Here is a 25,500-nt window from a genome sequence, read left to right on the forward strand (position 1 = left end):
CAGCACACACCGGCCCCGAGCAACGCAGGTGGTGGGCCTTGGGGTTCGTGCTGACCGGCAACCTCGCGGTCTTCGCCGCGGTGACCATGATGAACGTCGCCCTGCCCGCGGCCCAGCAGGCACTCGGCCTGACCGATGCCTCCCGGGCCGCGGTGGTGACGCTGTACTCGCTGTGTTTCGGCGCATTCATGCTCCTGGGCGGGCGCCTGGCCGACGTTGTCGGGTTACGCCGGTGCCTGACCGCCGGTCTCGTCGGCTTCGCCGCAGCCTCCCTGCTCGGCGGCGTTTCCCCGAGTGCCGAGATGCTCCTGGCCGCCCGGGCCTTACAGGGCATGACCGGTGCGCTGGTCGCGGCCACCGCGCTGGCGATGATCTCGGTGATGTTCACCCACGGGCGTGAACGAGCCCGCGCCTTCGCCCTGTTCGGGATGGTCATGGGGATGGGCACCGCCGCCTCGTTCACCCTCGCCGGTGCCCTGGTCGACGGTTTCTCCTGGCGGTGGGTGATGCTCATCACCACACCCGTGGCGCTGCTCGTCGCCCTGGGATTGGTCCGTACCGCACCACCCACACCGACTGCCGGACGCGCGCAGCTGGGACTCCCCAGTGCGCTGCTCGTGACCGTGGCGCTGGGCCTTCTGGTGTTCGGCTTCGATCGCGCCAGCACCCTGGGATGGGCTCATCCGGCCACCTGGACGTCGCTGGCCGGCGCGGTCGTCCTGCTCGGCCTGTTCGGCCTGGTGCTGCGCCGTTCGGCACACCCGCTGATCCCGCCACGGCTGCTCGCGGACCGGCTACGGCTGGCGGCATTCACGTCGGTCTTCGTCGTGGGGATCGGCATATTCGCCGGCATGTACATCCTGACCACGTTCCTGCAAGGCGTGCTCGGCTACAGCGCCTTGTTGACCGGTCTGGCGTTCCTGCCCTACGGCCTGTCCGCGATGGCGACCTCACAACTCCTGACCGTTGTCTCAGGGCGGGTGTCGGCCGTTGCGATGCTTGTCGTGGGGTTGTTCATCTCGGCTGCCGCGATCGCCTCGTTCATCCTGCTGGGAACCGACTCGACCTACGTCACCGGCATCCTGCCCGCCATGCTGCTTCTCGGCGCCGGCGGAACCATCGTGATGGTCACCGGCTCCGACGCCGCCACCCGTGGAGCCGGCACCGACAGCGGCATCGCCAGCGCGTTGGTCAACTCCGGCCAGCAGATCGGTGCTGCCTTGGGAACCGCGCTGCTGACCGCCATCATGGCCGCCACCACGCGCCGTCACCTCGCCGGGGCCGGTGAGCTGGACGCCACCTTGACCGGCTATGCGCACGCCAGCGCCGTCGGTGCGGCCATCATCGCCCTCAGCGCGATCGGTGTGCTCGTCCTGGCCCGCCGGCCTGCCGGCCACCGTCATCGTGCCGTGGCATGACCGCCTTGGAAGACGCGACCGCTTGCAGGTGGTCGACGGGGTCGTGCGCGCCGCCTCGGGCCATCGCAGCGGAGAACTCCCGATCGGACAGCGTCTCGGCGATGCGTTCGCTGACCTGTCGGATGTCCCGGCGCTCGGGCACCGACGGCTCAGCGCCTGCCCGGGTGCGGATCGCTTCGGCTGCCCCCAACGAATCGGCGGCCGCTCGGGGATCTGCGGCCAGCATGCGGATGGCCGCCGCCAGTTCGAGCATCCTTGCTGTCGTACGAGTGTCACCGCGCTGCGGAGTCAAGGAGACGAACGTCTCGAAGGCCGCGATCGCTGCGGCCAGGTCGTGTTCCTGGGCAGCCAGAAAACCCTGCTCGAACTCGGTCAGCAGCTCGGCGTTCGCTGCCTGGGTGAATCCTCGCCACCGGTCGAGCAGTGTGCGTGCCCCGGTCAGGTCGCCGCGGTGGCGCGCGATCATCGCCTCGGCGAAGTCCGCGTAGGCGAGGCCGTTGGCGAAACCGATCTCGGCCGAGATCGCCCGTGAATCCGTCAGATCCTTGACGGCATCGTCCAGGTTTCCGTCCCGAAGGGCAGCGATCGCTGACCCGGTGAGCCAGAGCGACGTCTCCGACTCGATGCCCAACTCTCTGCTCATGGCCAACGCCGCGGTGACGGCAGCCGCCGAGCGCCGGTGGTCGCCGACCAGTTCAGCGAAGCGGTGCTCGACCGCCAGCGCATACATGCTGCCGTAGCCGTCGTCCACTTCGCGGAGCACCTCGGACACTTCGCGACCGTCCGGAAGCCCGCGGGGGGCTTCACGCCACAGGGTGACGATCAACCAGTCACGTCGACACGCCGCCACCGCGAGATCCCAGTCCTCGCCGTGTCCGGCGAGGCTCGCAAGAGCCTGGTCGACGTGCCGTTCACCAGCCTCCCGCAGCCCAGCCGACAGGAGCGAAGCCCCGGCGAACCATTGCACGCGGGCCTTGGTCACCGTCTCAGCGCCGAACCCGTGCAGCGCTTCCTCGATGTGTCGTGCCCCTTCTTCTGTGTCGGCGCTCATGCAGGCTGCCAGGGTGGCCGCTGCCGCGTAGTCGTCACCGCCGACGCCGGGCAGGTTGAGCACCGTCTGCAGATCGCGGCCCAAGCGGGTGTGGTAGCCGTCGATCCATGGGCTGATCGAAAAACCGGGTACGCACACCTGATGCCAGAACGTGGCAAGCGTGAGTGCCGTGGCGCTGCGGCCGTCGCCTGTTCGTACGGCCTCGTCGAACGCGTGCCGCATCTGGGCACGTTCTGCGGAGAACCGAGCCAACCAGTGACGCTGCTGCCGAGTGCGTAGTCCGTCGTCGGCCTCACACGCGAAATCACCGTAGTAGCGCATATGTCGTCGAGCGGTGGCCTGTCGTTCGGCGGAGGAGTCGAGCTTCTCACCCGCATAGGCGGCGATCGATTCCAGGAGGCCGTAGCGCACGCCGGCCGGGGTGGATGTCGTCGTGACCAAGCTGCGGTCGACCAGGCCGATGAGGACGTCGATGACTTCTGCGCGCTCCACTGCCGTCGTGCCGGGATCGTCGGGCTCGTCGGAGCAGATCGCCTCGGCTGCTTCCAGTCCCATGCTGCCAGGGTGGACCGCCAGCCGACGCAGCACTGCTCGTTCGGTGTCGTCGAGCAGCGACCAGCTCCAGTCGATCATCCCGCGCAGGGTCTGTTGCCGACGCGGCGCCGCATGTCCGGGACGGCGCAGGATGTTGAGCCGGTCGCTGAGCCGTTCGAGCAGGTCGGTCACCGAGAGCCCCCGGATGCGGGCTGCCGCCAGTTCCAGCGCCAAGGGCAGGCCGTCGAGACGCCGGCACAGTTGCTCGACGGCATCCACGTTGCCGTCATCGAGCCGGAAGCCGGGGTCGCTGCTCTGGGCCCGAGTGAGGAAGAACGATACCGCCTCACTCCGTCCGTCGCCCTCGGATGGTTCGGTGGTCAGGGTACTGACGTGATAGCGCTGTTCTTCGGGCAGTCCGAGAGGTTCGCGGCTGGTGGCCAGCACCCGCACGCCTCGGGCTTGGCGGAGGAGATCGGTGGTGAAGACGGCCGCCTCGGCGATGACATGCTCGCAGTTGTCCAGCACCAGCAACACTGGTCTGGGTCCCAGCGCCTCGCTGAGTCGGTCGAGGGTGTTCGTCGTGGTGTCGTGCTCGGGCAGTCCGATGGTCATGGCCATCAGGGAAGCGATGCGCTCGCCCGATCCGAGTTGATCCTCTGGTGTCGCCGTCAACTCGGTCAGATCGGCAAACCAGGTGCCGCGCTCGAAATCTGATGCTTGTTCGCGGGCGACGTGCAGGGCGAGGCGGGTCTTGCCCACGCCGCCGATCCCGTTCAGCGTGACCAGGCGGGACCTGGCCAGGAGAGCCTTGATCTGCTCGCTCTCTTCGCGCCTGCCGATCAGCGGGCCGGTCTCGGCCGGGATGTTGGAGTGTCCGGTAAGGGAGTGCTGTGCGGGTCTGGCTGCAGAGCTGGAGGTCAGGATCGGGTCTTGACGGAGAATGTGGCTGTGCAGTTCGCGGATTCGAGGGGTCGGATCGACGCCGAGTTCCTCGGACAGGCGACGGCGTAGCCTCTCGAAGATCTCCAACGCCTCGTGTTGACGCCCGACCTGATAGAGCGCGGTCATCACCGAGCTCACCAGTCCCTCACGGGTGGCGTAGTCCTCGATGGCGCCGCTCGCCTGGCTGAGTGCCTGCTGCGGATCTCCCTGCTCCAGGAGTGTCTCGACAAGTGCTTCCACTGCATCGCCACGGACACCGTGCAACTCGGCGACAGCCGGCGCCAGCCAGACCTCCTCGGTCACATCACCGAAAGGCTCGCCGCGCCACAGTGCCAGCGTCTCAACGAGCGACTCGGCCTTCTGCGGCGAGGACGTCATCCGACGCGCGCGTTCCACGTTGCTCTTGAACAGGCCGGCATCGAGGGCATCCGGCTCCACGGCGAGTCGATATCCGGCGGGGGTGTGGGTCAGCAGTTCGCGGGCACCAGGACGCGCTCTGTCCAGCGTGGCGCGCAGTCGGGAGAGCTTGGCTTGCAGGACCTTCTTCGGATCAGCGGGCAGGTCGCCGTCCCACAGGCGATCGATCATGGCATCGGCCGGTACAGGTCGGCCGTCGGCGGCGACCACTGAGGCCAGCAGCAAGCGCAGGTGGCGTTCAGCCACCTGCACCGCGATGCCCTCGTCGGTGCTGAGCCGAACCGGACCCAGTACCTCGATCCGCATGCTCACGAGTCTATGCCGGGCCGTCGCTGTGAGACCCGTTGATGACCTTGGCGCGATTGCCGCCGTCACTGCCTGGTCGGCATGACACGCCCAGCAACAGAAAACCGCCCCTCACCCGTGGAGTTTCACAGGTAAGAGGCGGCCTGATGTCACAGTGGAGGTGGCGGGAATCGAACCCGCGTCCTTCAACCCCAAGTCAGGGCTTCTCCGGGCGCAGCCTGCTGTGCTTTTCTCAGCCCCGGCGATCACGCAGGCAAGTCGCCGACGGGCTCAGCCACTGTTGGATTTCCCGATCTCCCCCGTGGCCGGGTCGACCGGTTGAGCCTTCTAGCGATGCCAGACACCGGGCCGAAGGCACTCCCGGGCTGACAGTGGTTTCGCTGCTTAGGCAGCGAGGGCCAGGGAGTCCCTGGCCGCCACAGTGCTCTTGGAATTGGCACTTGTTGTTTGCGGTCACAGGATTAACGAGGTTATGTCCGCCGTCCTCGGCCCGCTTCACCTGGCTTGCAAGGCCAAAGTCGAAGCCAGTCACCCCCTGTGCAGTTGTCAACACACCTCTCGAAAGAGCTGCGCGACACGAATGTACATGGGACAACGCCCTCCGCGCCAACTTAATTCCCTAACGGCGAAACCCCCGGGAGCGTGGCACGGTGGCACGCGCTCCCGGGGGCCGACCGGCAGGGTCGAGCCGGTCCGGACGGCAGGACTTCCCCCGAGATGAAGTCCTGATCTCATCACGGCGACTGGGTTCGCAACCCCCCGAGCGAGCCCAGTCACTCAGTAAGACGCAACCGGCCGCCCGAATGGTTGCTCACCGTCACGAAAAACTCACATCCGGTCGCCGACCGGCCTTCACGGGTTCACCGGGCCGCCCTCACCGACGTCGCCAGGCCGGCCGTCACGGGTTGCGGAGGGCCGCGAAGAAGCTGCCCGCCACCGCGCCGGCGTCGTAGTTCTTCGCCAGCACCGCGATCGCCACGTCCCCCTGCCAGCCGACGAACCAGGTGTGCTGGTCGGCCGCCGGCATCGTCACGCCGTAGACCTTCCCCCTGCCCGCCTGGGCGGGCGTGCCGACCGCGCCGGCCCGCATCATCGCCGTCAGCGCCACGCGGACCTTGGGATCGAGGGGCACCGGCGCGGGCTGGGCGGTGGGCACGATCTCGGCCGCGGGGTCGGGCGACTTGGGGTCGGTGACCAGCACGGGCGGACGCCAGGTGCCCGAGGCGACGGCCGCGGCCACGAGCGCCATGCTCAGCGGGCTCACCTCAACGTTCTGGCCCGCGATGGCCCTGGCCTTGTCAGCGTCGCCGGCCAGTTCGGGCAGGGCGCCGCTGAACGACTTGAGCGGCAGCCGCCACGGCTGCCCGATGCCGTACGCCTTGGCGCTCTTGGCGAGGTCGCCGGCCGAAACCCGGCGGGCGAGCGAGGCCAACGCGGTGACGCACCCCTTGGCGAAGTGTTCCTGGAACGTGGCCGACTGAGTCAGGCCGACGCTCCCGCCGGAGTTCGCGAACTTCGCGCCCCCGACGGTGCGCTCCTGCGGGCAGGCCAGCCGCTGTTTGGGGCTCACTCCGGCCTTGAGCAGCGCGTCCGCGGCCACGATCGAGAACGCCGTGCCGGCGGGGAACTTGCCGGCCAGCGCCTGCTTCTCCTGGTGCAGGTTCTTGGTGCCGACAGCGCGGATCTCGCCGGTGTTGCGGTCGACCGCCACCAGCGCGCTGGTGCCGGTGAGGGCCACCGCCCGCTCGGCCGCCGCCTGGACGACGCGGTCGATCGTGGTCTTCACCGAGATGTTGCGCCGGCCCGGCCACTCCTTCAGCAGGGCGACCTGCTCGCCGGTCTTGGTGTCGAGGGTGATCACCTTGGTCTGCGTGGAGCCCGTCAGGTATTCCTGGTAGGCCTGCTGCAGGCCGCTCTTGCCGACCGAGTCGCCGGCCCGCTGCGGGCCCCCGAGCTTCTGCTCGCTCTCCGGCGTGAGCGCGCTGACGGTGCCGACGATCTGCCGGGGCGCGTCGGGGTTGACGGGCTGGTCCTGCGGTTCGATCTCGATCCCGGCGATGGCGTCGAGCTTCGGCTGCATCGTCTGGTAGCGCGAGCGCCCGAACGTGACCAGCTGCACGAACTTGTCAGGCGGTGACGACCTGATGCGGCTCAGCAGGCGGTCCTGGGCATATCCGGTGACCTCGGACAGCTTGGCCACGACCTCCTCCGCCTTGCCGCCCAGCTTGGCGGGATAAACGCCCGCGACGTAGAGGACGGTGTCGGTCTGCAGCGAGTCTCCCGACCTGTCGAGAACCGGCTGGCGGGGCGTCGGGTGGGTGTCGACGGCGAACCGCTGCCCCTCCTTGAGCTGCGGATGCAGCACGGAAGGCGACCAGCGCACCTTCCACACGCCGTCGACCAGGTGCAGCGGGAGCACGCCGTCGTATTCCCAGAGCGGGTTGTTCTCCCCGAGATCGACCTCGGCGTGGAAGCCGGCCTTGGACTCCTCGCCCGTCACGCTGACGTCTGTGATCTTGAAGCGGAAGGAGGCCGCGTCGAGCTCCAGCTTGGCGTCGGCCAGCGCCTTGCGCACCGTCGCCAGGTCGCCGTCGGCGCGGCCGGCCGCCAGCTCGTAGTCGCCCGACTGCCAGCCCACGAGGAAGTCGCGCACCGCGTCGTGCGGTGACGGCTCCTCGAAGCAGCCGGTCAGCATCGTGCTCGCGACCGCCAGCGTGAGGGTGGCGGTGACGGTGCGGCGGGCGCGTCTCATCGGTGCGCCGAGGGTGCGGCTGGCGCTCCCCATCGGTGCGGTGAGGGTGCGGCGGGCGCGTGTCATAGGTGCGGTGCCGCCACTCTCATCGGGTGCGGTGCCGCAGCGCCCGGGCCATCTCGCGCTTGGCCTGCTGCTCCGCCAGCGCGTGCCGCTTGTCCCAGTCTTTCTTGCCGCGCGCCAGGCCGATCTCGACCTTGGCCCGGCCGTCCTTGAAGTAGAGCACCAGCGGCACGATCGTGAGCCCGCCCTCCTTGGTCTTGGCGGCGAGCTTGTCGATCTCCTTGCGGTGCAGCAGCAGCTTGCGCTTGCGGCGGGCCGTGTGGTTGGTCCACGTGCCCTGCGAGTATTCGGGGATGTGGACGTTGAGCAGCCACGCTTCGCCGCCGTCGATGCTGGCGTAGCCGTCGGCGAGCGAGGCGCGGCCCTCGCGGAGCGACTTCACCTCGGTGCCCTGCAGCACGAGCCCCGCCTCGAAGGTCTCGTCGACGTGGTAGTCGTGCCGAGCACGTTTGTTCTGGGCGATGACCTTCCGCCCGGTCTCACGTGGCATGCTTCGACTTTACCGGCGGCCGGAGCGGCGGCGGCCCATCCGCGCGCGCACGGCTAGACCCTGAGGTAGCGGCGGAGCGTCACGAACGAGGCCAGCACACAGATCACGACGCCGATGAGCATGGTGATCGTGATCGTCTGAGCCACGTCGTTCCAGCCGAGCTGGGAGGTGGCGTCGCCGAAGAAACTGCCGAGCTCCTCGAACAGGAAGACCTTCGCCAGGATCAGAATGATCGCCGAGAACACGCCGCCGATCAGGCCGGCGATGACGCCTTCCATGACGAAGGGGAGCTGGATGTAGAGGTTGGACGCGCCGACCAGCCGCATGATGCCGGTCTCCCTGCGTCTGTTGAACGCCGACAGCCGGACCGTGTTGCCGATCAGCAGGGCGGCCGCCAGCACCAGGATGATCGCCACCGCCAGCGCGACGAAGGCGAGCCTGTCGAGCATGACGAAGAACGGTCCGATCAGCTCCTTCTGGTCGAGGACCTGGGCCACGCCCGGCTGGCCCTTCACCGCCTGGACGATCGGCTGGTAGTTGTCCGGGTCGACCAGCTTGATGCGGAACGACTGCGGCATGTCCTCGACCTTGGCGGCGTCGACGAGAGCCTTGTTGGCGGAGTAGGAGTCCTTGAAGTTCTTGTACGCCGCCGTCTGGTCCTCGAAGTACACCTCCTTGACCCCTGGGATGGCCTTGATGTGCGCTTCGAGGGCCGTGATCTGCTTGCTGGTGGCCTCCTTGCCGTTACACGCCGGCATGGCCGTGCCCTTGCCGCACAGGAAGACGGAGACCTCGACCTTGTCGTCCCAGTAGCCCTTCATCAGGCCGACTTGGGCGTTGATCATCAAGCCGACGCCCAGCATCGCCATACCGACCGCCACGGTGATGATCACCGCGATCGTCATGGTCAAGTTGCGACGGAGGCCGATCCAGACCTCGGAGAAGATGAAATTCGCCCGCATGTTCTGTCTGCAGCTCCCTGTCAGTACGCCTGGCCGTACACGCCACGCGACTGGTCACGGACGATCTTGCCGTCCTCCAGCTCCACGACACGCTTGCGCATGGAGTCGACGATGGCCGCGTCGTGCGTGGCCATGACGACCGTGGTGCCAGTCCTGTTGATGCGGTCGAGCACCTTCATGATGCCGATGCTCGTCGCGGGGTCGATGTTGCCCGTCGGCTCGTCGGCCAGCAGGATCATCGGCCGGTTGACGAACGCTCGGGCCATGGCGACGCGCTGCTGCTCGCCGCCGGACAGCTCGTCGGGCATGCGGTGGGCCTTGCCTTCCAGGCCGACCAGCTCGATGACTTCGGGCACCACCTTGCGGATGAACCGCCGGGGTTTGCCGATGACCTCGAGCGCGAACGCCACGTTCTCGTAGACGTTCTTGTTCGGGAGCAGTCTGAAGTCCTGGAACACGCAGCCGATGCGGCGGCGCAGGTGCGGCACCTTGAAGTTGGACAGACGCGACAGGTCTTTCCCGGCGACGTGGATCGCGCCGCCATTCGGCCGCTCCTCCTTCAGGATCAGACGCAGGAACGTGGACTTGCCTGATCCCGAAGGACCGACGAGGAACACGAACTCGCCCTTGTCCACGTCAACAGACACGTGGTCGAGAGCGGGCCGGTTCTGGTTCGCGTAGACCTTGATGACATTATCGAAATGGATCACGAGAGCATCACGGCATGCCAGTCTAGGGGTCAGGACGGAAGCGAGGGTGGCATATGCCCACTTCCCGCCACTGGCCGACCGGGGGCGTCTTCTTTACCGATGATCGACGTTCCGATTGGCCAGACGACAGTCTAGAGGGAAGACTGGCATGGAACGTCCATAACGGAAACAAAACGATTGTGCGGCTAGACTTGGGGCTGTCATGAGCTGTGAACACCTCGTATGCGCGCAATGCGCCCACCCCGTGATCGAGGGACGCTGCCCCGTCTGCCGCGCCAGCAGAGAACGTATGCACCAGCACGGCTTCGCCGGGCTGTCACCCGCCGTCGTCCTCGTGCTCCTCGTCGTGCTGCTCTTCGTGAGCCTCGTGCTCAACCACCTATTCGGCGTCTGACTCCTGGCGCCGCATCCAGCGGATCTCCGACTCGATGAACGTGTCGAGGTCGCCGTCGAGCACCGCCGACGGGTTGCCCGCCTCGGTGTTGGTGCGCAGGTCCTTCACGATCTGGTAAGGGTGCAGCACGTAGTTGCGGATCTGCGTGCCCCATGACGTGGTGGACGCGCCGCGCAGCTCCGACATCTTCTCCGCCTCCTCCTGCCGCTTGCGCTCCAGCAGCTTGGCCTGGAGCACGTTCATGGCGGTGGCGCGGTTCTGCAGCTGCGAACGTTCGTTCTGGCAGGAGACGACGATGCCGGTCGGGATGTGGGTGATGCGCACCGCCGAGTCGGTCGTGTTGACGCCCTGGCCGCCCGGACCGCTCGAACGGTAGACGTCGACGCGGATCTCGTCCTCGTTGATGTCGATGTGGTCGGTCTGCTCGACCACCGGCACGACGTCGACCCCGGCGAACGACGTCTGCCTGCGCCCCTGGTTGTCGAACGGGCTGATGCGCACGAGGCGGTGGGTGCCGTGCTCGCCGCGCAGCGTGCCGTAGGCGTAGGGGGCCTTGACCGTGAACGTGGCCGACTTGATGCCGGCCTCCTCCGCGTAGGAGGTGTCGTAGACCTCCGTGGCATAACCCTTGCGCTCGGCCCAGCGCAGATACATCCGCAGCAGCATCTCGGCCCAGTCGGCGGCGTCGACGCCACCGGCCTGGGAGTTGATCGTGACGAGCGCCTCGCGGGCGTCGTACTCGCCCGACAGCAGCGTGCGGACCTCCATGGCGCCGACGTCGGACCTCAGCGTGTCGAGCTCCTTGTCGGCCTCGGCACGCGTGTCGTCGTCGCTCTCCTCGGCGGCCAGCTCGTAGAGGACCGTCAGGTCGTCGAGCCGCCGCGCCAGGCCCTCGACGCGGTTGAGCTCGCCCTGGAGATGGGAGAGCTTGCTGGTCACCTTCTGTGCCAGGTCGGGGTCGTCCCACAGGTCAGGGGCGGCAACCTGCTGCTCGAGCTCGTCGATCTGCTTGCGCATAGCGTCGAGGTCGAGCACGTCCTGGATGCTGCGGAGCGTGCCCGCGAGCTCGTTGATCTCTTCTGCCGGATCCATACCTGCCACGCCTCCCTACACTAGCCTCCTCCGGGGAGTTCACCTCCCAAGCGTCCCTGTCCGGCGCTGGTGGCCCGCTGATCGGTGTCGGGGTCCTCGCCGTGCCGCCGGCGCGAATACCATGGGCCAGGTGCGTGTACATGGTCGGCGGACAGCGCTGGCGCTCGCCGCAGGCCTGCTTGCCGTGGCGACCGCCTGCACGAGCGATGCCCAGCCACGATCGACCCCCACCAGCTCCGCCGCCGCCGCGTCCAGCTCTCCCTCGCCGTCTCCGGACGAGCCGGAGGTCACGCGGACGGAAGCGGCCGAGGTCTTCGACGAGGTCACCGTCTCCGACGACGTGCTGCGGGTGAAGAGCGACCTCCAGGGGCGCCTCGGGCTGGCCGTCGATCTCACGGCCGGCGGACAGACCCGCATCACCGTGGCCGACTACCTGTCCACCGACTACGCGCCGCGCCGCTACACGTGGGGGTCGCCGACCCTGTTCGTGCCCCGGTTCGAGCAGGGCGAGGAGTCACCGTGGTTCAGCGCGCTGACGACCCGCGACGGGCATCCGACGCTCCTGACGTTCACCAGGTCCGACCGCTGGCGCATCAGCTCCGCGGCCGAGCTCGTGCCCGGACAGGAGCTGCCGGAGATCGAACTCGACGCCGACGGCTACGCCGACGCGGTCGCCTCCGACGACAAAACCATCACGATCAGCCCGCAGTTCATGGGGCCGGTGCACGCGAGCGTGGCCGAGACGGGCACCGCCGGTGTCACCGCCGGGCTCGTCGCGGAGGGGCCGTACACGACGGAGGTGGCCGAGCAGATCGCCTCGCGCCGCGAGGACGCCAAGACCGAGGGCTTCAGCTACGACTCGATCTTCAGCGCCGACAACTACCCGGTCTACGCGCTGCGCACCAAGGACGGCGGGGCGCTCATCCAGTATTCGCTGTCGCGCACCACGACCACGACGACGCGCACGGCCGAGGACGACTACATCCCGGTGCCCAGGTCGGCCAGGTGGGCGATCAGCACGCCGGTGCTGCGCCGTACGCTGCGGCTGGTCGAAACACACCAGTACGCGACGGTCGTCCCTCCCCTCACCGCCCCCAAAGCCGCCCCCGTGATCGCCCACGACGGCGCGCTCACGCGCGCGTCCGGAACCTGATCTTCTCTTCTTACGGCACAGCCGACGGCCCCGCACGCCCCGTAGCCCCTTTCCGCCCGTCATGGCCGGTCGTGAGGGCTCACGGGCGGCTCGCCGTGACGAGCGTCTCCTTGGCCGTCTTCTTCTCCGAGTTCTTGACCCGTGAGGCCCGGCGCGGGCATGCCCTCGGGGCAGGGGTGGGGCGGGCGCCCTCTGGCGCCCGCCCCTTCCGTCAGGACTCCGTGTGGGGGAGGTTGCTGGCGGACACCAGGGTGCGGATGGCGCGCAGGGCGACCGAGAGGGTGGCCAGGTCGAAGGTGTCGCTCTCCCAGATCTCCGACAACGTCTGCCGGGCCCGGGAGACCGCCGCCGTGTTGGCCTCCGTCCACCTGGCCAGCCGCTCCTCCGGCGGCAGGCCCGGCGTGCTGTGGGCCAGCACGTCACGGGTCAGGGAGGCGTGCGCCGCGTAGAGGTCGTCGCGCAGGGCCGAGCGGGCCATCGAGTTCCACCGGTTGTCCCTGGGCAGCGCGATGATGCGCTCCCGGATGCGGGCCAGCTGCAGCCGGTCGGCCAGGTCGAAGTAGACCTCCGCCGCCTCGCTGACCGGACGGTCGGTCACGGAGGAGATCTCCACCATGTCCAGCATCGAGTACGCGGGCACCATGGCGGACACCCGCTCGGCCAGCTCCAGCGGCACGCCCCTGGCGAGGAACGAGTCGCGGCGCTCCTCGTACGCGGCCAGGTCGGGGCCGGTCAGCAGCTTGGGGATGTGGGAGACCACGCCGTTGACCGGCTTCATGAACAAGCCGACCGACCCGGCCAGGTCCAGCGGCGGCCGGCGGTTGACCAGCAGCCAGCGGGTGCCGCGCTCGACCAGCTTGCGGGCCTCCAGCAGCATGGCGATCTGGGTGGCCGTGTCGACCTGCTTGTCCAGCGACTCCACGTCCCGGTAGAAGCTCGGCAGGTCGAACACCTCGCGCGCCACGAGGTAGGCCCGCACGATGTCGGGCGTCGAGGCGCCCGTCTCTTCGCCGAAGCGGTACATGAACGTGGTGCCCATGGAGTTGACGAGCTCGTTGACCACGCAGGTGGTGATGATCTCCCGGCGCAGCGGGTGGGCGTCCATGTACGTGCGGAACCGCTCACGCAGCGCCGACGGGAAGTACGACACCAGCCACGAGGCGAGGTAGGGGTCGTCGGGCAGGTCGGAGGCGAGCACCTCGGCGTCGACGGTCAGCTTGGTGTAGGCGAGCAGCACGGCGAACTCGGGGGCGGTCAGGCCGAGTCTGGCCTGCCGGCGTTCGGCGAGCTGCTTGTCGGAAGGCAGGAACTCCAGCTCCCGGTTGATCAGCCCCTCGCGTTCAAGCCGTCGCAGGTAGCGGGCGTGGATGTGGAGCATCTCGACGGCCTGGGCGCGGGCCGCGGCCAGGACCACGTTCTGGGCGTGGTTGTCGCGCAGCACCAGGCGGGCGACCTCGTCGGTCATCGAGGTGAAGACCTCGTTGCGCTGCTTGTCGGTCAGCTCGCCGTCGCGGACGACCTGGTCCAGCAGGATCTTGATGTTCACCTCGTGGTCGGAGGTGTCGACGCCGGCCGAGTTGTCGATGAAGTCAGTGTTGATCAGGCCGCCGTTCAGCGCGAACTCGATGCGGGCCAGCTGGGTGAACCCCAGGTTGCCCCCTTCGCCGACGACCTTGCAGCGCAGGTCGGCGGCGTCGATCCTGAGCGCGTCGTTGGCCCTGTCGCCCACGTCGGCGTGCGACTCGGAGCCCGCCTTGACGTAGGTGCCGATGCCGCCGTTCCACAGCAGGTCGACGGGGGCCCGCAGGATGGCGCTGATCAGGTCGTTGGGGGCCATGGAGGTGACGCCGGCGGGGATGCCGAGCGCCTCGCGCATCTGGGGCGTGATCGGGATCGACTTGGCGGTGCGCGAGAAGACGCCGCCTCCCGCCGAGATCAGCGTGGCGTCGTAGTCCTCCCAGGAGCTGCGTGGCAGCTCGAACAGGCGCTGCCGTTCGCCGAACGAGCGGGCCGCGTCGGGGGTGGGGTCGACGAAGATGTGCCGGTGGTCGAACGCGGCCACCAGCCGGATGTGCTGTGACAGCAGCATGCCGTTGCCGAACACGTCGCCGGACATGTCGCCCACGCCGGCCACCGTGAAGTCGGTGCTCTGCACGTCCACGCCCGTGGTGCGGAAGTGGTACTTGACCGACTCCCACGCGCCGCGGGCGGTGATGCCCATGGCCTTGTGGTCGTAGCCGATCGAGCCGCCGGAGGCGAAGGCGTCGCCCAGCCAGAAGCCGTACTCCTTGGCCACGGCGTTGGCGATGTCGGAGAACGTGGCGGTGCCCTTGTCGGCGGCCACGACGAGGTAGGTGTCGGTGCCGTCGTGCCTGACCACGTCGGGCGGCGGGACGACCTGGCCGTCCACGAGGTTGTCGGTGACGTCGAGCAGGCCGGAGATGAACATGCGGTAGCAGGCCACGCCTTCGGCCTGCACGTCTTCCCGCTTACCGGACAAAGGCGGCCGTTTAACGACAAACCCACCCTTGGACCCGGTCGGCACAATAACGGTATTTTTCACCATCTGAGCCTTAACCAGACCGAGAATTTCCGTACGGAAGTCCTCCATCCGGTCAGACCACCGCAATCCACCCCGCGCCACTTTCCCGAACCGGAGATGCACGCCCTCGACCCTCGGCGAGTACACGAATATCTCGAACTTGGGCCGCGGAAGGGGCAGGACGCTGATGGCCTGCGGGTCGAACTTGAGCGATATGTACTCTTTTCGGCGCCCATTCACCGTCTGGAAATAGTTGGTACGCAGCGTGGCCTGGATCATCTCCAGGTACGCCCGCAGCACGCGGTCCTCGTCCAGCGAGGCCACCTCGTCGAGCGCGCCCAGGATCTCCTCGTGGATCGCGTCGGCCAGCTCGGTTCGCACGTCGTCGGGCCGCCGCGGATCGTGCCGGGCCTCGAACAGGCTGACGAGCAGCCGCGCCAGCCGCACGTTGCCCAGGAGCACCCGCTCCATGTACGCCTGCGAGAACGTGCTGCCCGCCTGGCGCAGGTATTTCGCGTAGGCCCGCAGGATCTCGGCCTGCTCCCAGGTCAACCCGGCGCTCAGGATGAGCGAGTTGAAGTCGTCGGCCTGCACCCGGCCCGTCCACAGGGCGGTGAGGCCGTCCTGGAAGAGCCGCTTGAAGTCCTCCCTGCCGACCTCGTCGGACGGCGTGTAGCGCAGCCCGAAGTCGTAGATCCAGGCGTTCTTGGTGGTGGGGTCGTTGTCGCGGTCGACTTCGTACGGCCGCTCGTCGACCACCTCGACGCCGAGCCGCTGGATGAGCGGCAGCACCTTGGACAGCGAGATGGGCGAGCCGACCTTGTAGATCTTGAGCCGCCGCTCCCCCTCGGCCGCGTCGTACGGCTCGTAGAGGTTGAGCTCGACCTGCCCGTCGTCGTCCGCGCCGACGAGCCGCTCCAGCCGCTGCAGGTCGACCACGGCGACCTTGGGCGGGAAGTCCGCTTTGTACCCCTCGGGGAACGCGGAGGCGTACCGGCGGATGAGCCCGGGCGCCTCCTCCTCCGACGTCAGCTCCACCAGCGCGGTGGCCAGGTCGTCCTCCCAGGAGCGGGTGATGGCCGCCAGCCGCGCCTCCAGCTCCTCCACGTCCACGCTCGGCGGCGGCAGCTGCTTGCCCCGCTCGCCCCGCACGACCACGTGCAGGCGGGCCAGCACCGACTCGCCGATCATGGCGCTGTAGTCGAGCGAGGTGCCCCCCAGGGCCTTGAGCAGCACCTCCTGCATCTGCAGCCGGACCTTGGTGGTGTAGCGGTCGCGCGGCAGGTAGATCAGGCAGGAGATGTAGCGGCCGTAGTCGTCGCGCCGCAGGAACAACTTGACCTGCTTGCGCTCGCGCAGCCGGAGCACGCCCAGCGCGATCGGAAGGAGCTCGTCGATCGAGGTCTGGAACAGCTCGTCGCGCGGGAACGTCTCGAGGATCTCGATGAGGTCCTTGCCGTCGTGGCTGTCGGGCGCCAGCCCGGCCTGATCGAGGACGTCGGCCAGCTTCCGCCGGAGCACGGGGATCCGGGAGATCGACTCGTTGTAGGCCACGTGCGTGAACAGGCCGAGGAAACGCCGCTCGCCGATCACCTCGCCCTCGGGCGAGAACACCTTGACCCCGATGTAGTCGAGGTAGGTGGCTCGGTGCACGGTGGCCCGGGAGTTGGCCTTGGTGATGATCATGAGGTGCTTCTCGCGGGCCTTGGCCCGCAGCTCGGCGGGCAGCGCGGAGAAGCTGTCGGAGCTGACCTTGTCGTCACGCAGGATGCCCAGCGCCGCACCGGGCAGCGGGCGCAGCGTCTCGCCCGCGTCGGTGTGCTCGAGCCGGTATTCGCGGTAGCCGAGGAAGGTGAAGTGCCCGTCGGCGAGCCAGCGCAGCAGGTCGATGCTGTCCTCGACCTCCGCGGGCTCCAGCGGCGGTGGGTTCATGCCCAGGTCTTCCGCGGTCTGGACGGCCAGCGCCCGCATCTTCCTGAAGTCCTCGACCGCGTGCCGCACGTCGGCGAGCACCCGCAGCAGGTCGGTCTCGAGTGTCTTGAGCGCGCGCGGGTCGGCCTGCCGGTCGATCTCGATGTGCATCCACGACTCGACCAGCATCTGGCCGGTGACGTCCTGCTGGTCGGGGCCGAGCATCCGGCCCGTCATGTCGCGGCGCACCCGCATCTGCGGGTGGACCAGCAGGTGCACGCCCAGGCCGTGCCGGTCGAGCTCCATCGTCACCGAGTCGACCAGGAACGGCATGTCGTCGGTGACCACCTCGACGACCGAGTGCCCGGGATCCCACCCGTTCTCGTCGACCGTCGGGGTGTAGGCCCGGACCACCGGCCTGCCCTGCGGGCGGACCTCGGCCAGCTGCCTCTGGGACATCGCGGGACCGTACACGTCAACGGGGTTGCGGTCGAGCAGGTCTTCCGGCGCGACGTGCCGGTAGTAGAGCCGGAGGAAGGACAGCGCCTCATCGGCGCTCATGTGCTCCGTGCTCGTCGCGCAGATCTCGGCGGCTCGCTGGAGCAGCTCATCCTTGGCCTCGTCGAGCGGCATTTCGCTCTCACTCCTTTGTGAGGGTTCGCCATGGCTGTTCATAGCCAGGCCCTTAGTTCCCACAGCAGCGGGAAGTAGTGCAGGCGCGTTCTACCGCGCAGATAGGGGGCGCCCGTCGAGCCGCCTGTGCCCGACTTGGTGCCGATCTGGCGTTCGACCATCTGGACATGACGCATTCGCCACAGCGCTGTGGTCTCGTCGTGGGTCAGCAGGTCTTCGGCCAGTTGCCACAGGTCGTCGTGGGACCTGCGGTCTCTCGCCACGGCCAGCAGCGAGTTCATGATCTCATCATCGGAGACCGGCAGGCCACGCAGCGACAGCGCGTCAAGATAGGCGTCCCACAGCGTGGGCTCCGACAGCCTGCGGCGCAGCCTGGCGAGATCGGCATCCTCGGCGTGCCGGAAGCTGCCGAGGTAACGCTCGTCCTTCAGCCCGGACAGGAACTCCAGCTCCCGGAACTGCACGGACTGGAACCCGCTGGCGGGCTCCAGCATCGAGCGGAACTCGAGGAAGTCCTGAGGCGTCATCGTCTCCAGGACCTCGACCTGCTCGACCAGCACCCGCTCGACCGCGTGCACCCGCCGGAACAGGTGCCTGGCCCGCCACAGCTCGCCACGGGACATGGCCTCGCGAACCGACTCCAGCTCATGGAGCAGCAACTTGAACCAGAGCTCGTAGACCTGGTGGATGGTGATGAAGAGCAGCTCGTCAGGGGCCTGCGACTGCGGCTGCTGCTGGGCGAGCAGCGCGGGCAGGCGGAGGTAGCCGCCGTACGACAGCCGGCCGCCTTCCTCGCCGAACCGCCGGCGCGGGGGACGGGGCGCATCGTCGTCGATGCCCACCGAACACCTCCCCCCGACCACCCGGCACTTGCCGCCGGGCGCACGTCTCGCCGATACCGATACCACCCGAAAAGGGGATAGACGTCAACGTGACATCGACATCGGGGGATCGTCGTCGGAAGTCGAGGAGGCGTTCTTGAGCTCGTCGAGGTGGTCCGGCAGCTCGGCGAGCTCCACCAGCTCCGCCTGGCATCGCTCGCACGTGTCGAGGTGGCGTTCGAAGGCCTCGTGCTCCTCTTCGTCGAGGACGCCGAGAGCGTAGGCGGCCACCCCGTCATGCATCAGCCGGCTACCCCCTTGTCCCGCAGCAGTTCGCGGAGAGCCCGGATCCCGTAGTAGAGCCGGGACTTCACCGTGCCCGGTGGGATCCCCAGAATCTCCGCCGCCTCACTTATCGTACGGTCTCGAAGGTAGGTCTGCTCAATGACTTCGCGGTGTTCCGCGGACAGGGACCGGAGGGCGTCCGCGACGACCATCGCCGACAGAGCCCGATCCGAACCGTCCGGCACCGCCATCATGTCGACTTCGGGCGGCTCGACCTCCTGCGGCCGAACGCTCTTCCGCCGACGACCATCAATGACTATGCGACGGGCCACGGTAAGCAGCCACGCCCATATAAGGCTTGGTTCCCATTGCAGTCTTGCCGAGTTCCGCCAGGCCCGGACGAGCGTCTCCTGTACAACGTCTTCGGCCCACTGAAGGTCGTTACCTGTGGATTTGCGGACGTGTCGCAGCAGAGGGCCGCCGAACTCCTGGTAAAGCACCGCAATGCGGTGCTCCGCCTCGGCATCCGCACTCTCGAACCTGCCGTCGAGGTGACCTAGCACGGGGCACATCTTTACACCTTCGTTATCCAAGCGGTAGCCACTCCGATAACTCCAGTCATTTCTAACTATCTCCGGCCATAGATGAACCAGGGGGGTGAAGCCCGCGTACCTCCCACCATGCACAGGCTTTTGCGCGGCGAGGTGTTCATGCTCGGCGGCTTCGTCGTGGCGGCCGCGGTGACGATCCTGCTGGTCATGCCACCGGTTATCGATCCCGCTGCCGCCCAGTGGGCGCAGACGTCCACGGGACCGCTCACGGCGGCCGACCGCGACCTGCTGGTCAAGGTACGGCAGGCCGGCCTGTGGGAGATGCCCGCAGGCGAGTACGCCAAGACCCGCGCCGAGTCCCAGCGTGTCAAGGAAGTCGGCAGGCTGATCATGGAAGATCACATGAAGCTGGACCTGCTGACCCGTCAGGTCGCGAAGAAACTGGGCGTGGCACTGCCGGACGAGCCCAACCCGCAGCAGCAGAGCTGGATGGCCCAGCTCGCCGCGGAGAGCGGGCCCGCCTTCGACAGGGACTACGCGAACCTGCTGCGTGCCGCACACGGCAAGGTCTTCACCACCGTGGCGGCGGTGCGGGCGGGCACCCGCAACTCCGAGATCAGGAAGTTCGCCGAGGAGGGCGTGAAGTACGTCATGAGGCACATGGCGCTGCTGGAGTCCACCGGCCTGGTCGACCACAACGCCCTGCCGGAACCACCCTCGCCCGCGCCAGCTCCACCCGTCGCGATGGCGGTCGATTCGAGGAGACACACATGAGGAGATCCAGACGCATGGCCGCGGCCATGTCCGCTTTGGCCGTGACGGCGAGCGGGCTGGTGTCCGCGGCCGTCATCGGAGTCGGCCCGGCACGCGCCGACATCTGCGACTCGGCCGAGTCCCCGTCGCAGCAGGAACAGCGGGATCGGAATCAGCGACGAGACTTCGACCAGCGGAACAGGAACGGACGGAACCAGGGCCAGAACGGCGACGGGCAGTTCCCCGACAGGAACCAGGGACGCCAGAACCCGAACCAGCAGGCCCCCGACCAGCAGGACCCGAACCAGGACCAGCGGCAGGACCAGCAGGACCCCGACCAGCAGGCTCCCCAGGGAGGCGGCGCCGCGGTGGCCGACCCCGCCGGCTCGCCGGACGACACGGCACGCGCCCCCGAGCCCGAGGACAGCGCCACGGTGCAGTCGCGCCGCGGCCGGCCGGACCCCCGCCCGACGCGGACCCAGGACCCGACCGACGACCCCACCGGCAACCCCACCGGCAACCCGACCGACGACCCGACCGGCAACCCCACCGGCAACCCCACTGACGACCCGACCGGCAACCCCACCGGCAACCCCACTGACGACCCCACCGACGACCCGACGCAGAGCCCGCCCCCGCAGGGAACGGCGTCGCCCTCCCCCTCCCCCACCCAGAGCGGCGACGGGAACGACTGCGACCTCGGCCCGTTCACCGATGACTTCGTCAACATCCGCCAGGTCCAGCCGGTCAACGAGGTGCGGATCGGCAGGGACGGCTCCCGCGGCTCGTTCGTCTCCCGCTGCGGCACCAACCGCAACCGCCACCACAACCCCGACAACTTCATCGTCGCGCCCGGCGTGAGCAACGGGGCGCACCACCTGCACGACTACGTGGGCAACCTGTCGACGGACGCGTTCTCCACCGACGAGAGCCTGGCCGCCGCGGGCACCACCTGCCGGCTGGGCGACAAGTCCACGTACTTCTGGCCCGTGATCAGGGACCGCAGGTCGAACGAGAACGCCGGCGACCCCGACGGCAACGTCGGCCGGCTGCTGCTGCCCCGCGCCGCGACGCTCCAGTTCCGCGGCAACGCCACCGACGACGTCGTGGCGATGCCGAGGTTCATGCGGATCATCACCGGTGACGCGAAGGCGGGCACGAACGGCGGCGCCAACGCCAAGGCGGGCTGGAGCTGCTCGGGATTCCAAAATCGCATAAGTCCCGATAAATACACGCTTTGCCCGCGTGGCAGTCAGGTTCTTCGTATCCTGGATTTCCCTAGCTGCTGGGACGGCCAGAACACCGACAGCGCCAATCACCGGACGCACGTGGTCTTCCCCGACCAGAACGGTGCCTGCCCTCAGGGCACTCGGGCGATTCCCCAACTCCGCATGACCCTCGCGTACAACGTCCCACAAGGCCCGTCGTACGCCGTGGACGCCTTTCCCGAGCAGAAGCACAATCCGGTCACCGACCACGGCGACTTCGTCAATGTGATGCCCGATCGGCTGATGCAGACCGTCGTCTCATGCATCAACCGGGGCCGCCGTTGCTGATCTGACATGCCCTCACGGGCACCAGCCTTCCGAGTCGCACCCTCACCCGACCTTGGAGGGAAATAGATGCTCCACAGACGATCCCCCAGGCACGCCCCCACCAAGCTGGACACCAGAAGCGTCCGGCTGGGGGCGAGCGCCTCGATCATGGCCATCCTGCTGTCGGCGTTCGCGCTGACCAGGACGGAACGTGGCGTGGCGCTGCTCGGCCGAGGGGTGGGCTTCCTCGAGTTCTACGCCGGCGTGTTCGCGCTGGTGCTGCTGACCGCGACGGTCGCACTCGGCCTGCTCACCACCGAACGCGTCTTCCTGACACCGGCCAACCGGGTCAGGGCCCAGCTCGCGCACAGAGCCACCGCGTTCATCGGGCTGGCCTACCTGATCACGCACATCACCCTCATGATCAGTCTGGGGCACGTGCCGCTGGGGGCGGCGGTCGTCCCCGTCGCCGGGCTCTACGTGGGGTTCGGCGCGCTGGCCTTCGACCTGATGGTCCTGGCCGTGGTCACGGGAATGTTGAGGGGGCGCTTCGCCGTACGGACCAGGCCATGGATGTGGCGGATCCTCCACGCCGCCGCGTACGTGGCCTGGCCGGTCGGCATCATGCACGGGCTCACCGCCGGCCGTCCGCCGGCCGGCTGGGTGGCCTGGTCCTACGTGGCCTGCCTGGCGGCGGTCGGCTCCGCGCTCTGCGTGCGGGTGCTGGCCTCGCTGCGCCGGCCGTCGATCGTGCCCGAGAGGGTCGAAGGGCCGGCGGTGACGTCGCCGGCCACCGCGGGCGTGCCGAACCAACGGCCGCAGAAGGTCGCCGTCCCGGCCGCCGCCGGGGCCGGCACCTGGACTGGCGCCGGGACTGGCGCGGTGAACGTCAACGCACCCGTGAGCCTGGCCGATGCCAGGCGCAGATACCGGGAGGCCGGATGAGCCTGCCCGCGACGACTGATCAGGAGCGACCGTGATTCCGGCCCGAGTTCCCCGGGTGTTACGCATGGGTCCGGCCCGGCTCACCGCCGGGCTCGACCACTGCCGCCGGCTCGACCTGCCCGCGCACCGCACGCTCCACGGGGTCGTGGAGCCGCGCGAGCTGGCCGAGCTCATCTCCCTTGCCAACGACGTGGACATGCGCGGGCGGGGCGGCGCGGCCTTCCCGTTCGCGCGCAAGCTGCGGGCGGTCGCCGACGCGGCGGGCACGGGCGAAAGCGTGGTGTTGGTCAACGGCGCCGAAGGCGAGCCGGCCAGTTCCAAGGACGCCATGCTGCTCACCCGCAACCCCCACCTGGTGCTGGACGGCGCGGTGCTGGCCGCCGAGGCGCTGGGCGCCCGCGAGGTGGTCGTCGCCACGGCCGGTGGCGAGGTCGCCGAGGCGTCCGTCGCCGCCGCCGTGGCCGAGCGCCGGGCCTCGAACGTGTCGGGCGGCGCGGAGAGCCGGGTCCCGATCCGGGTGGTCGGGATCAAGGAGAGGTTCATCTCCGGCGAGGGAGGCGCACTCGTCAAGGCCGTGAACGGCGAGGAGGGCATCCCGCCCGGCCGCAAGAAGCGGGCCGCCACGAGCGGGGTGGACGGCCTGCCGACCCTGCTGTCCAACACGGAGACGTACGCGCAGTTCGCCCTGCTGGCGGAGTACGGCCCCGAGAAGTACGCCGAGGTCGGCACCAGCAAGGAGCCCGGCACCATCCTGCTCACCGTCAGCGGCGGCGCGGCCCAGGGTGCGGTCATCGAGGCGCCCACGGGCACCTACCTGGCCGACGTGCTCGCGCTGACCGAATCCGAGATCGGCGACGGCGTGCTCATCGGCGGTTACCACGGCGCGTGGTTGTCCGCGGAGGTCGTCCAGACGGCCGTGCTCTCACGCGAGGGCATGAAGCAGGCAGGAGCGACTCTCGGGGCCGGGATCATCGTCCCGCTCGGCGAGTCCACCTGCGCGCTCGGCGAGGCCGCCAGGGTGTCGGCCTACCTGGCGGCCGAGTCGGCCGGCCAGTGCGGCCCGTGCCGCCTCGGCCTGCCGGACATCGCCAGGGCCATGTACGCGCTGGTCGAGGGCACGGGTTCGGTGGACGCCGTACGCCGCTGCGTGCGCGGCGTCGAGCGGCGCGGGGCGTGCTTCCACCCCGACGGCACGGCGAAGTTCGTGTTGTCGGCGCTGGACGCGTTCGAGACCGAGATCGCGCAGCACCTGGAGCACGGCTCGTGCGGCCGGCCGATCCGCGGCGTGCTGCCGATGCCCGAGCGCGAGGCCGACCCCGAGTACCGGCTGGAGGTCGACTGGTCCCGCTGCCAGGGGCACGGGCTCTGCGCGCACCTGTTGCCGGAATTAGTGGACCTCGACGACTACGGGTTCCCCTCGTTCAGGAACGTCCCCGGCCACCTCGCCAAGGAGGCGCGGCGGGCGGTCGACATGTGTCCGGCGCTGGCCTTGCGGCTCGCCCGGACCACCGGGGACGGCTCCACGCCCGCCGGCTCGCCCCTGCGGCTGGTCAAGGACGGCGTGCTCAGGAAGGCCGGGGCGAGCATGCCCCGGCTCACGCGCGTGAGCACCGGCCCGAACGTCTCGAGGGCCGGAGGTACGGCGGGGTGACGCGACATATCTGATTATTTCAGTAATTACCATTTCTGTCGGACATATACCGGCTCTCCCATGCCCGCCATTTGGTAGAGCCGCTTGGACGTTTCCATCGGCACGCGTACGCACCCGTGGGACGCCGGCCGGTTCGGGACTTTCGTGGAGCCGTGCAACGCGATGCCGCCGACGAAGTAGAGGGAGTTGTACATCGACCCGAGCGGCCCGGTCGTCCACCCGGGCGCTCGCCGGTTGACGCGGAAGTCGCCCACGGGAGTGACCGCGTCGCCGCAGCGCCCGTTGAGGCACCAGCGCCTCTGGGCGCCGCTGGAGATGTGCGAGATCAGCGCGGGACGGTGCTGGCGGTAGACGATCATCAGCTGCTCGCGGAGCCTGACCTCGACCCGGTTCGCCGGGCCGTTGGGCACCAGCGCACGGGTGCGAAGCGGCCGGTCGAGCGCCCGCCAGACGTCCGGCCCCACCGCGCCCCGCACCTGCATCTTGTGGCTCTTCTGCAGCGCCCAGACCGCGAACTTCGTCTGCTCGTCGTAGCGCCCGTTGATCTTGCCGAAGTAGTAGCGGCCCTGGCGCAGTCTCCGCTGGAGCAGCTCGATCTCCTTGCCGCGGTCGCCCGGCCGCAGGAGGGGTGTTTTGATCTCGGCCCGTTCCACCGGTGTCGGACGGTCTTTGTCCGCCATCGCAGGTATGCCCATCAGCAAGGGCGCCCCGCATCCAACGGCGAAAGCGCCGATTCTTCGAAGCTTTATGATCATAATTCGATGCCTACCCACATCGTCGAGAATTCACCTCATGCATGGGTTTTGTCCGGTAAAGGCGGCGAATTAACGAATCCCACTATAAACGGGCATTCCCCGTTTATTCGACTATCACTGCCGGCGAAAAACCGGTCGCGAACGGGCACGCCGACTGCCACCATGCGGTGGTATGCGGAACTGGCCCCTGTTCGACCTGTCCATCACCACGCCCCGCCTGGAACTGCGCCTCCCCACGCTCGACGAGCTCGACGAGCTCGCGGACCGCGCCGCCGAGGGCGTCCACGAGACGGGATTCATGCCGTTCCTCTTCCCCTGGACGGACGCCGAGCCCGCCGAGCGGGCCAGGAGCACGCTGCAGTACCACTTCCGCGCGTGGGGCTCGCTCGCCCCGGAGAAGTGGTCGATCGACTTCGTGGTCGTGTACGACGGTCAGATCGTCGGCACGCAGGGCGTCACGGCCACGTCCTTCGCGGTCACCCGCGAGGTCGGCACCGGCTCGTGGCTGGGGCAGCGCTTCCAGGGCGACGGCATCGGCACCGAGATGCGCGGCGCGGTGTTGCACCTCGCCTTCGCCGGGCTGGGGGCGCGCCACGCGACGACCGAGGCGTTCGAGGACAACCACGCCTCGCTGGCGGTGACGAGAAAGCTCGGCTACCAGGAGGACGGCATCACGGTCCACGACCGCCAGGGCAGGCCGGCCGTCACCCGGCGCTTCCGCCTGGCCAGGGAGGACTGGCAGGAGTCACCCGGTTTCGAGATCCACAACCTGCCCGCCTGCCTGCCCCTCCTCGGCCTTCCAGGATGACGGCGCGGGGACCGGGTTTTGGG

At 68.6% G+C, this 25,500-nt stretch carries 18 protein-coding genes and 1 other RNA gene; 7 read left to right on the plus strand and 12 right to left on the minus strand.

Annotation, left to right across the window (positions count from 1 at the left end; genetic code table 11):
- The first annotated feature begins 47 nt into the window (after positions 1-47).
- Entirely contained in the window at positions 48-1,418 is a 1,371-nt protein-coding gene (locus ACTWPV_RS37640) for an MFS transporter (protein WP_443155458.1), read from the plus strand.
- On the opposite strand, the gene ACTWPV_RS37645 is transcribed toward ACTWPV_RS37640, so the two are convergent.
- The 7 genes from ACTWPV_RS37645 to prfB all read right to left on the minus strand — a co-directional run bounded on the left by ACTWPV_RS37645 (position 1,351) and on the right by prfB (position 11,143).
- Entirely contained in the window at positions 1,351-4,671 is a 3,321-nt protein-coding gene (locus ACTWPV_RS37645) for a BTAD domain-containing putative transcriptional regulator (RefSeq protein WP_443155445.1), read from the minus strand. The two genes, ACTWPV_RS37640 and ACTWPV_RS37645, sit on opposite strands and share 68 nt — an antisense overlap.
- A gap of 152 nt (positions 4,672-4,823) precedes the next feature.
- Positions 4,824-5,207: a transfer-messenger RNA gene (ssrA, locus tag ACTWPV_RS37650) on the minus strand.
- A gap of 362 nt (positions 5,208-5,569) precedes the next feature.
- Entirely contained in the window at positions 5,570-7,423 is a 1,854-nt protein-coding gene (locus ACTWPV_RS37655) for a penicillin-binding transpeptidase domain-containing protein (protein WP_443155446.1), read from the minus strand.
- A gap of 85 nt (positions 7,424-7,508) precedes the next feature.
- Positions 7,509-7,976, minus strand: a complete 468-nt coding sequence (gene smpB / locus ACTWPV_RS37660) for an SsrA-binding protein SmpB (RefSeq protein ID WP_132593604.1) — start codon at positions 7,974-7,976, stop codon at positions 7,509-7,511.
- A 53-nt stretch (positions 7,977-8,029) separates the two neighbouring features.
- On the minus strand, positions 8,030-8,938 hold the full coding sequence (ftsX, locus tag ACTWPV_RS37665) for a permease-like cell division protein FtsX (protein WP_347643308.1): 909 nt from the start codon (positions 8,936-8,938) through the stop codon (positions 8,030-8,032).
- 20 nt (positions 8,939-8,958) lie between these two features.
- On the minus strand, positions 8,959-9,648 hold the full coding sequence (gene ftsE, locus ACTWPV_RS37670; protein WP_132333661.1) for a cell division ATP-binding protein FtsE: 690 nt from the start codon (positions 9,646-9,648) through the stop codon (positions 8,959-8,961).
- Between the two features lie 379 nt (positions 9,649-10,027).
- A complete protein-coding gene (gene prfB, locus ACTWPV_RS37675; RefSeq protein ID WP_443155447.1) occupies positions 10,028-11,143 on the minus strand; it encodes a peptide chain release factor 2 in 1,116 nt (371 codons plus the stop codon).
- Between the two features lie 121 nt (positions 11,144-11,264).
- Between prfB and ACTWPV_RS37680 the strand changes: the two genes are divergently transcribed.
- Positions 11,265-12,287, plus strand: coding sequence for a hypothetical protein (locus ACTWPV_RS37680; RefSeq protein ID WP_347643306.1), 1,023 nt, complete (start codon positions 11,265-11,267; stop codon positions 12,285-12,287).
- Between the two features lie 211 nt (positions 12,288-12,498).
- Here the strand turns inward: ACTWPV_RS37680 and ACTWPV_RS37685 are convergent, their stop codons facing one another.
- The 4 genes from ACTWPV_RS37685 to ACTWPV_RS37700 form a co-directional block, all read right to left on the minus strand.
- A complete protein-coding gene (locus ACTWPV_RS37685) occupies positions 12,499-17,373 on the minus strand; it encodes an NAD-glutamate dehydrogenase (protein WP_443155448.1) in 4,875 nt (1,624 codons plus the stop codon).
- 38 nt (positions 17,374-17,411) lie between these two features.
- Positions 17,412-18,215 (minus strand): tryptophan 2,3-dioxygenase, encoded by an 804-nt coding sequence (locus ACTWPV_RS37690; RefSeq protein WP_443155449.1) that lies wholly within the window; start codon positions 18,213-18,215, stop codon positions 17,412-17,414.
- Positions 18,216-18,299: 84 nt separating this feature from the next.
- A complete protein-coding gene (locus tag ACTWPV_RS37695; RefSeq protein ID WP_443155450.1) occupies positions 18,300-18,497 on the minus strand; it encodes a zf-HC2 domain-containing protein in 198 nt (65 codons plus the stop codon).
- Complete coding sequence (locus tag ACTWPV_RS37700; protein WP_132333685.1) at positions 18,497-19,042, minus strand: sigma-70 family RNA polymerase sigma factor; 546 nt, start codon at positions 19,040-19,042, stop codon at positions 18,497-18,499. The genes ACTWPV_RS37695 and ACTWPV_RS37700 overlap by 1 nt, the downstream gene beginning before the upstream one ends.
- A gap of 117 nt (positions 19,043-19,159) precedes the next feature.
- Here ACTWPV_RS37700 and ACTWPV_RS37705 point away from each other — a divergent pair, with 117 nt between their 5' ends.
- The 4 genes from ACTWPV_RS37705 (at position 19,160) to ACTWPV_RS37720 (ending at position 23,914) form a co-directional block, all read left to right on the plus strand.
- A complete protein-coding gene (locus ACTWPV_RS37705) occupies positions 19,160-19,804 on the plus strand; it encodes a DUF4142 domain-containing protein (protein WP_443155451.1) in 645 nt (214 codons plus the stop codon).
- Positions 19,801-21,339: a DUF1996 domain-containing protein gene (locus ACTWPV_RS37710; RefSeq protein WP_443155452.1), complete on the plus strand. Its 1,539-nt coding sequence runs from the start codon at positions 19,801-19,803 to the stop codon at positions 21,337-21,339. Before ACTWPV_RS37705 ends, ACTWPV_RS37710 begins: the two co-directional genes overlap by 4 nt.
- 66 nt (positions 21,340-21,405) lie before the next feature.
- Positions 21,406-22,263, plus strand: coding sequence for a ferric reductase-like transmembrane domain-containing protein (locus tag ACTWPV_RS37715; protein WP_443155453.1), 858 nt, complete (start codon positions 21,406-21,408; stop codon positions 22,261-22,263).
- A 64-nt stretch (positions 22,264-22,327) separates the two neighbouring features.
- On the plus strand, positions 22,328-23,914 hold the full coding sequence (locus ACTWPV_RS37720; RefSeq protein ID WP_443155454.1) for an NADH-ubiquinone oxidoreductase-F iron-sulfur binding region domain-containing protein: 1,587 nt from the start codon (positions 22,328-22,330) through the stop codon (positions 23,912-23,914).
- A gap of 26 nt (positions 23,915-23,940) precedes the next feature.
- Here ACTWPV_RS37720 and ACTWPV_RS37725 read toward each other — a convergent pair whose 3' ends face one another.
- The gene (locus ACTWPV_RS37725) at positions 23,941-24,594 is read right to left on the minus strand and encodes a L,D-transpeptidase family protein (protein ID WP_443155455.1); all 654 of its coding nucleotides are present in this window, start codon (positions 24,592-24,594) and stop codon (positions 23,941-23,943) included.
- A 247-nt stretch (positions 24,595-24,841) separates the two neighbouring features.
- Between ACTWPV_RS37725 and ACTWPV_RS37730 the strand changes: the two genes are divergently transcribed.
- The gene (locus ACTWPV_RS37730; protein WP_443155456.1) at positions 24,842-25,477 is read left to right on the plus strand and encodes a GNAT family N-acetyltransferase; all 636 of its coding nucleotides are present in this window, start codon (positions 24,842-24,844) and stop codon (positions 25,475-25,477) included.
- Positions 25,478-25,500: the final 23 nt, after the last annotated feature.

This window comes from Nonomuraea sp. KM88 (assembly GCF_052245635.1).
Lineage (GTDB): Bacteria > Actinomycetota > Actinomycetes > Streptosporangiales > Streptosporangiaceae > Nonomuraea.

Excerpts from the sequence above, each read along its gene's own strand:
- ACTWPV_RS37685 (WP_443155448.1), bottom strand. The coding sequence starts at position 17,373 with ATGCCGCTCGACGAGGCCAAGGATGAGCTGCTCCAGCGAGCCGCCGAG.
- ACTWPV_RS37705 (WP_443155451.1), top strand. The coding sequence starts at position 19,160 with ATGCACAGGCTTTTGCGCGGCGAGGTGTTCATGCTCGGCGGCTTCGTC.
- ACTWPV_RS37655 (WP_443155446.1), bottom strand. The coding sequence starts at position 7,423 with ATGAGACGCGCCCGCCGCACCGTCACCGCCACCCTCACGCTGGCGGTC.
- ACTWPV_RS37725 (WP_443155455.1), bottom strand. The coding sequence starts at position 24,594 with ATGGCGGACAAAGACCGTCCGACACCGGTGGAACGGGCCGAGATCAAA.
- ACTWPV_RS37710 (WP_443155452.1), top strand. The coding sequence starts at position 19,801 with ATGAGGAGATCCAGACGCATGGCCGCGGCCATGTCCGCTTTGGCCGTG.
- ACTWPV_RS37645 (WP_443155445.1), bottom strand. The coding sequence starts at position 4,671 with ATGCGGATCGAGGTACTGGGTCCGGTTCGGCTCAGCACCGACGAGGGC.
- ACTWPV_RS37715 (WP_443155453.1), top strand. The coding sequence starts at position 21,406 with ATGCTCCACAGACGATCCCCCAGGCACGCCCCCACCAAGCTGGACACC.
- smpB (WP_132593604.1), bottom strand. The coding sequence starts at position 7,976 with ATGCCACGTGAGACCGGGCGGAAGGTCATCGCCCAGAACAAACGTGCT.
- ACTWPV_RS37720 (WP_443155454.1), top strand. The coding sequence starts at position 22,328 with ATGGGTCCGGCCCGGCTCACCGCCGGGCTCGACCACTGCCGCCGGCTC.
- ACTWPV_RS37695 (WP_443155450.1), bottom strand. The coding sequence starts at position 18,497 with ATGCATGACGGGGTGGCCGCCTACGCTCTCGGCGTCCTCGACGAAGAG.
- ACTWPV_RS37730 (WP_443155456.1), top strand. The coding sequence starts at position 24,842 with ATGCGGAACTGGCCCCTGTTCGACCTGTCCATCACCACGCCCCGCCTG.
- ftsX (WP_347643308.1), bottom strand. The coding sequence starts at position 8,938 with ATGCGGGCGAATTTCATCTTCTCCGAGGTCTGGATCGGCCTCCGTCGC.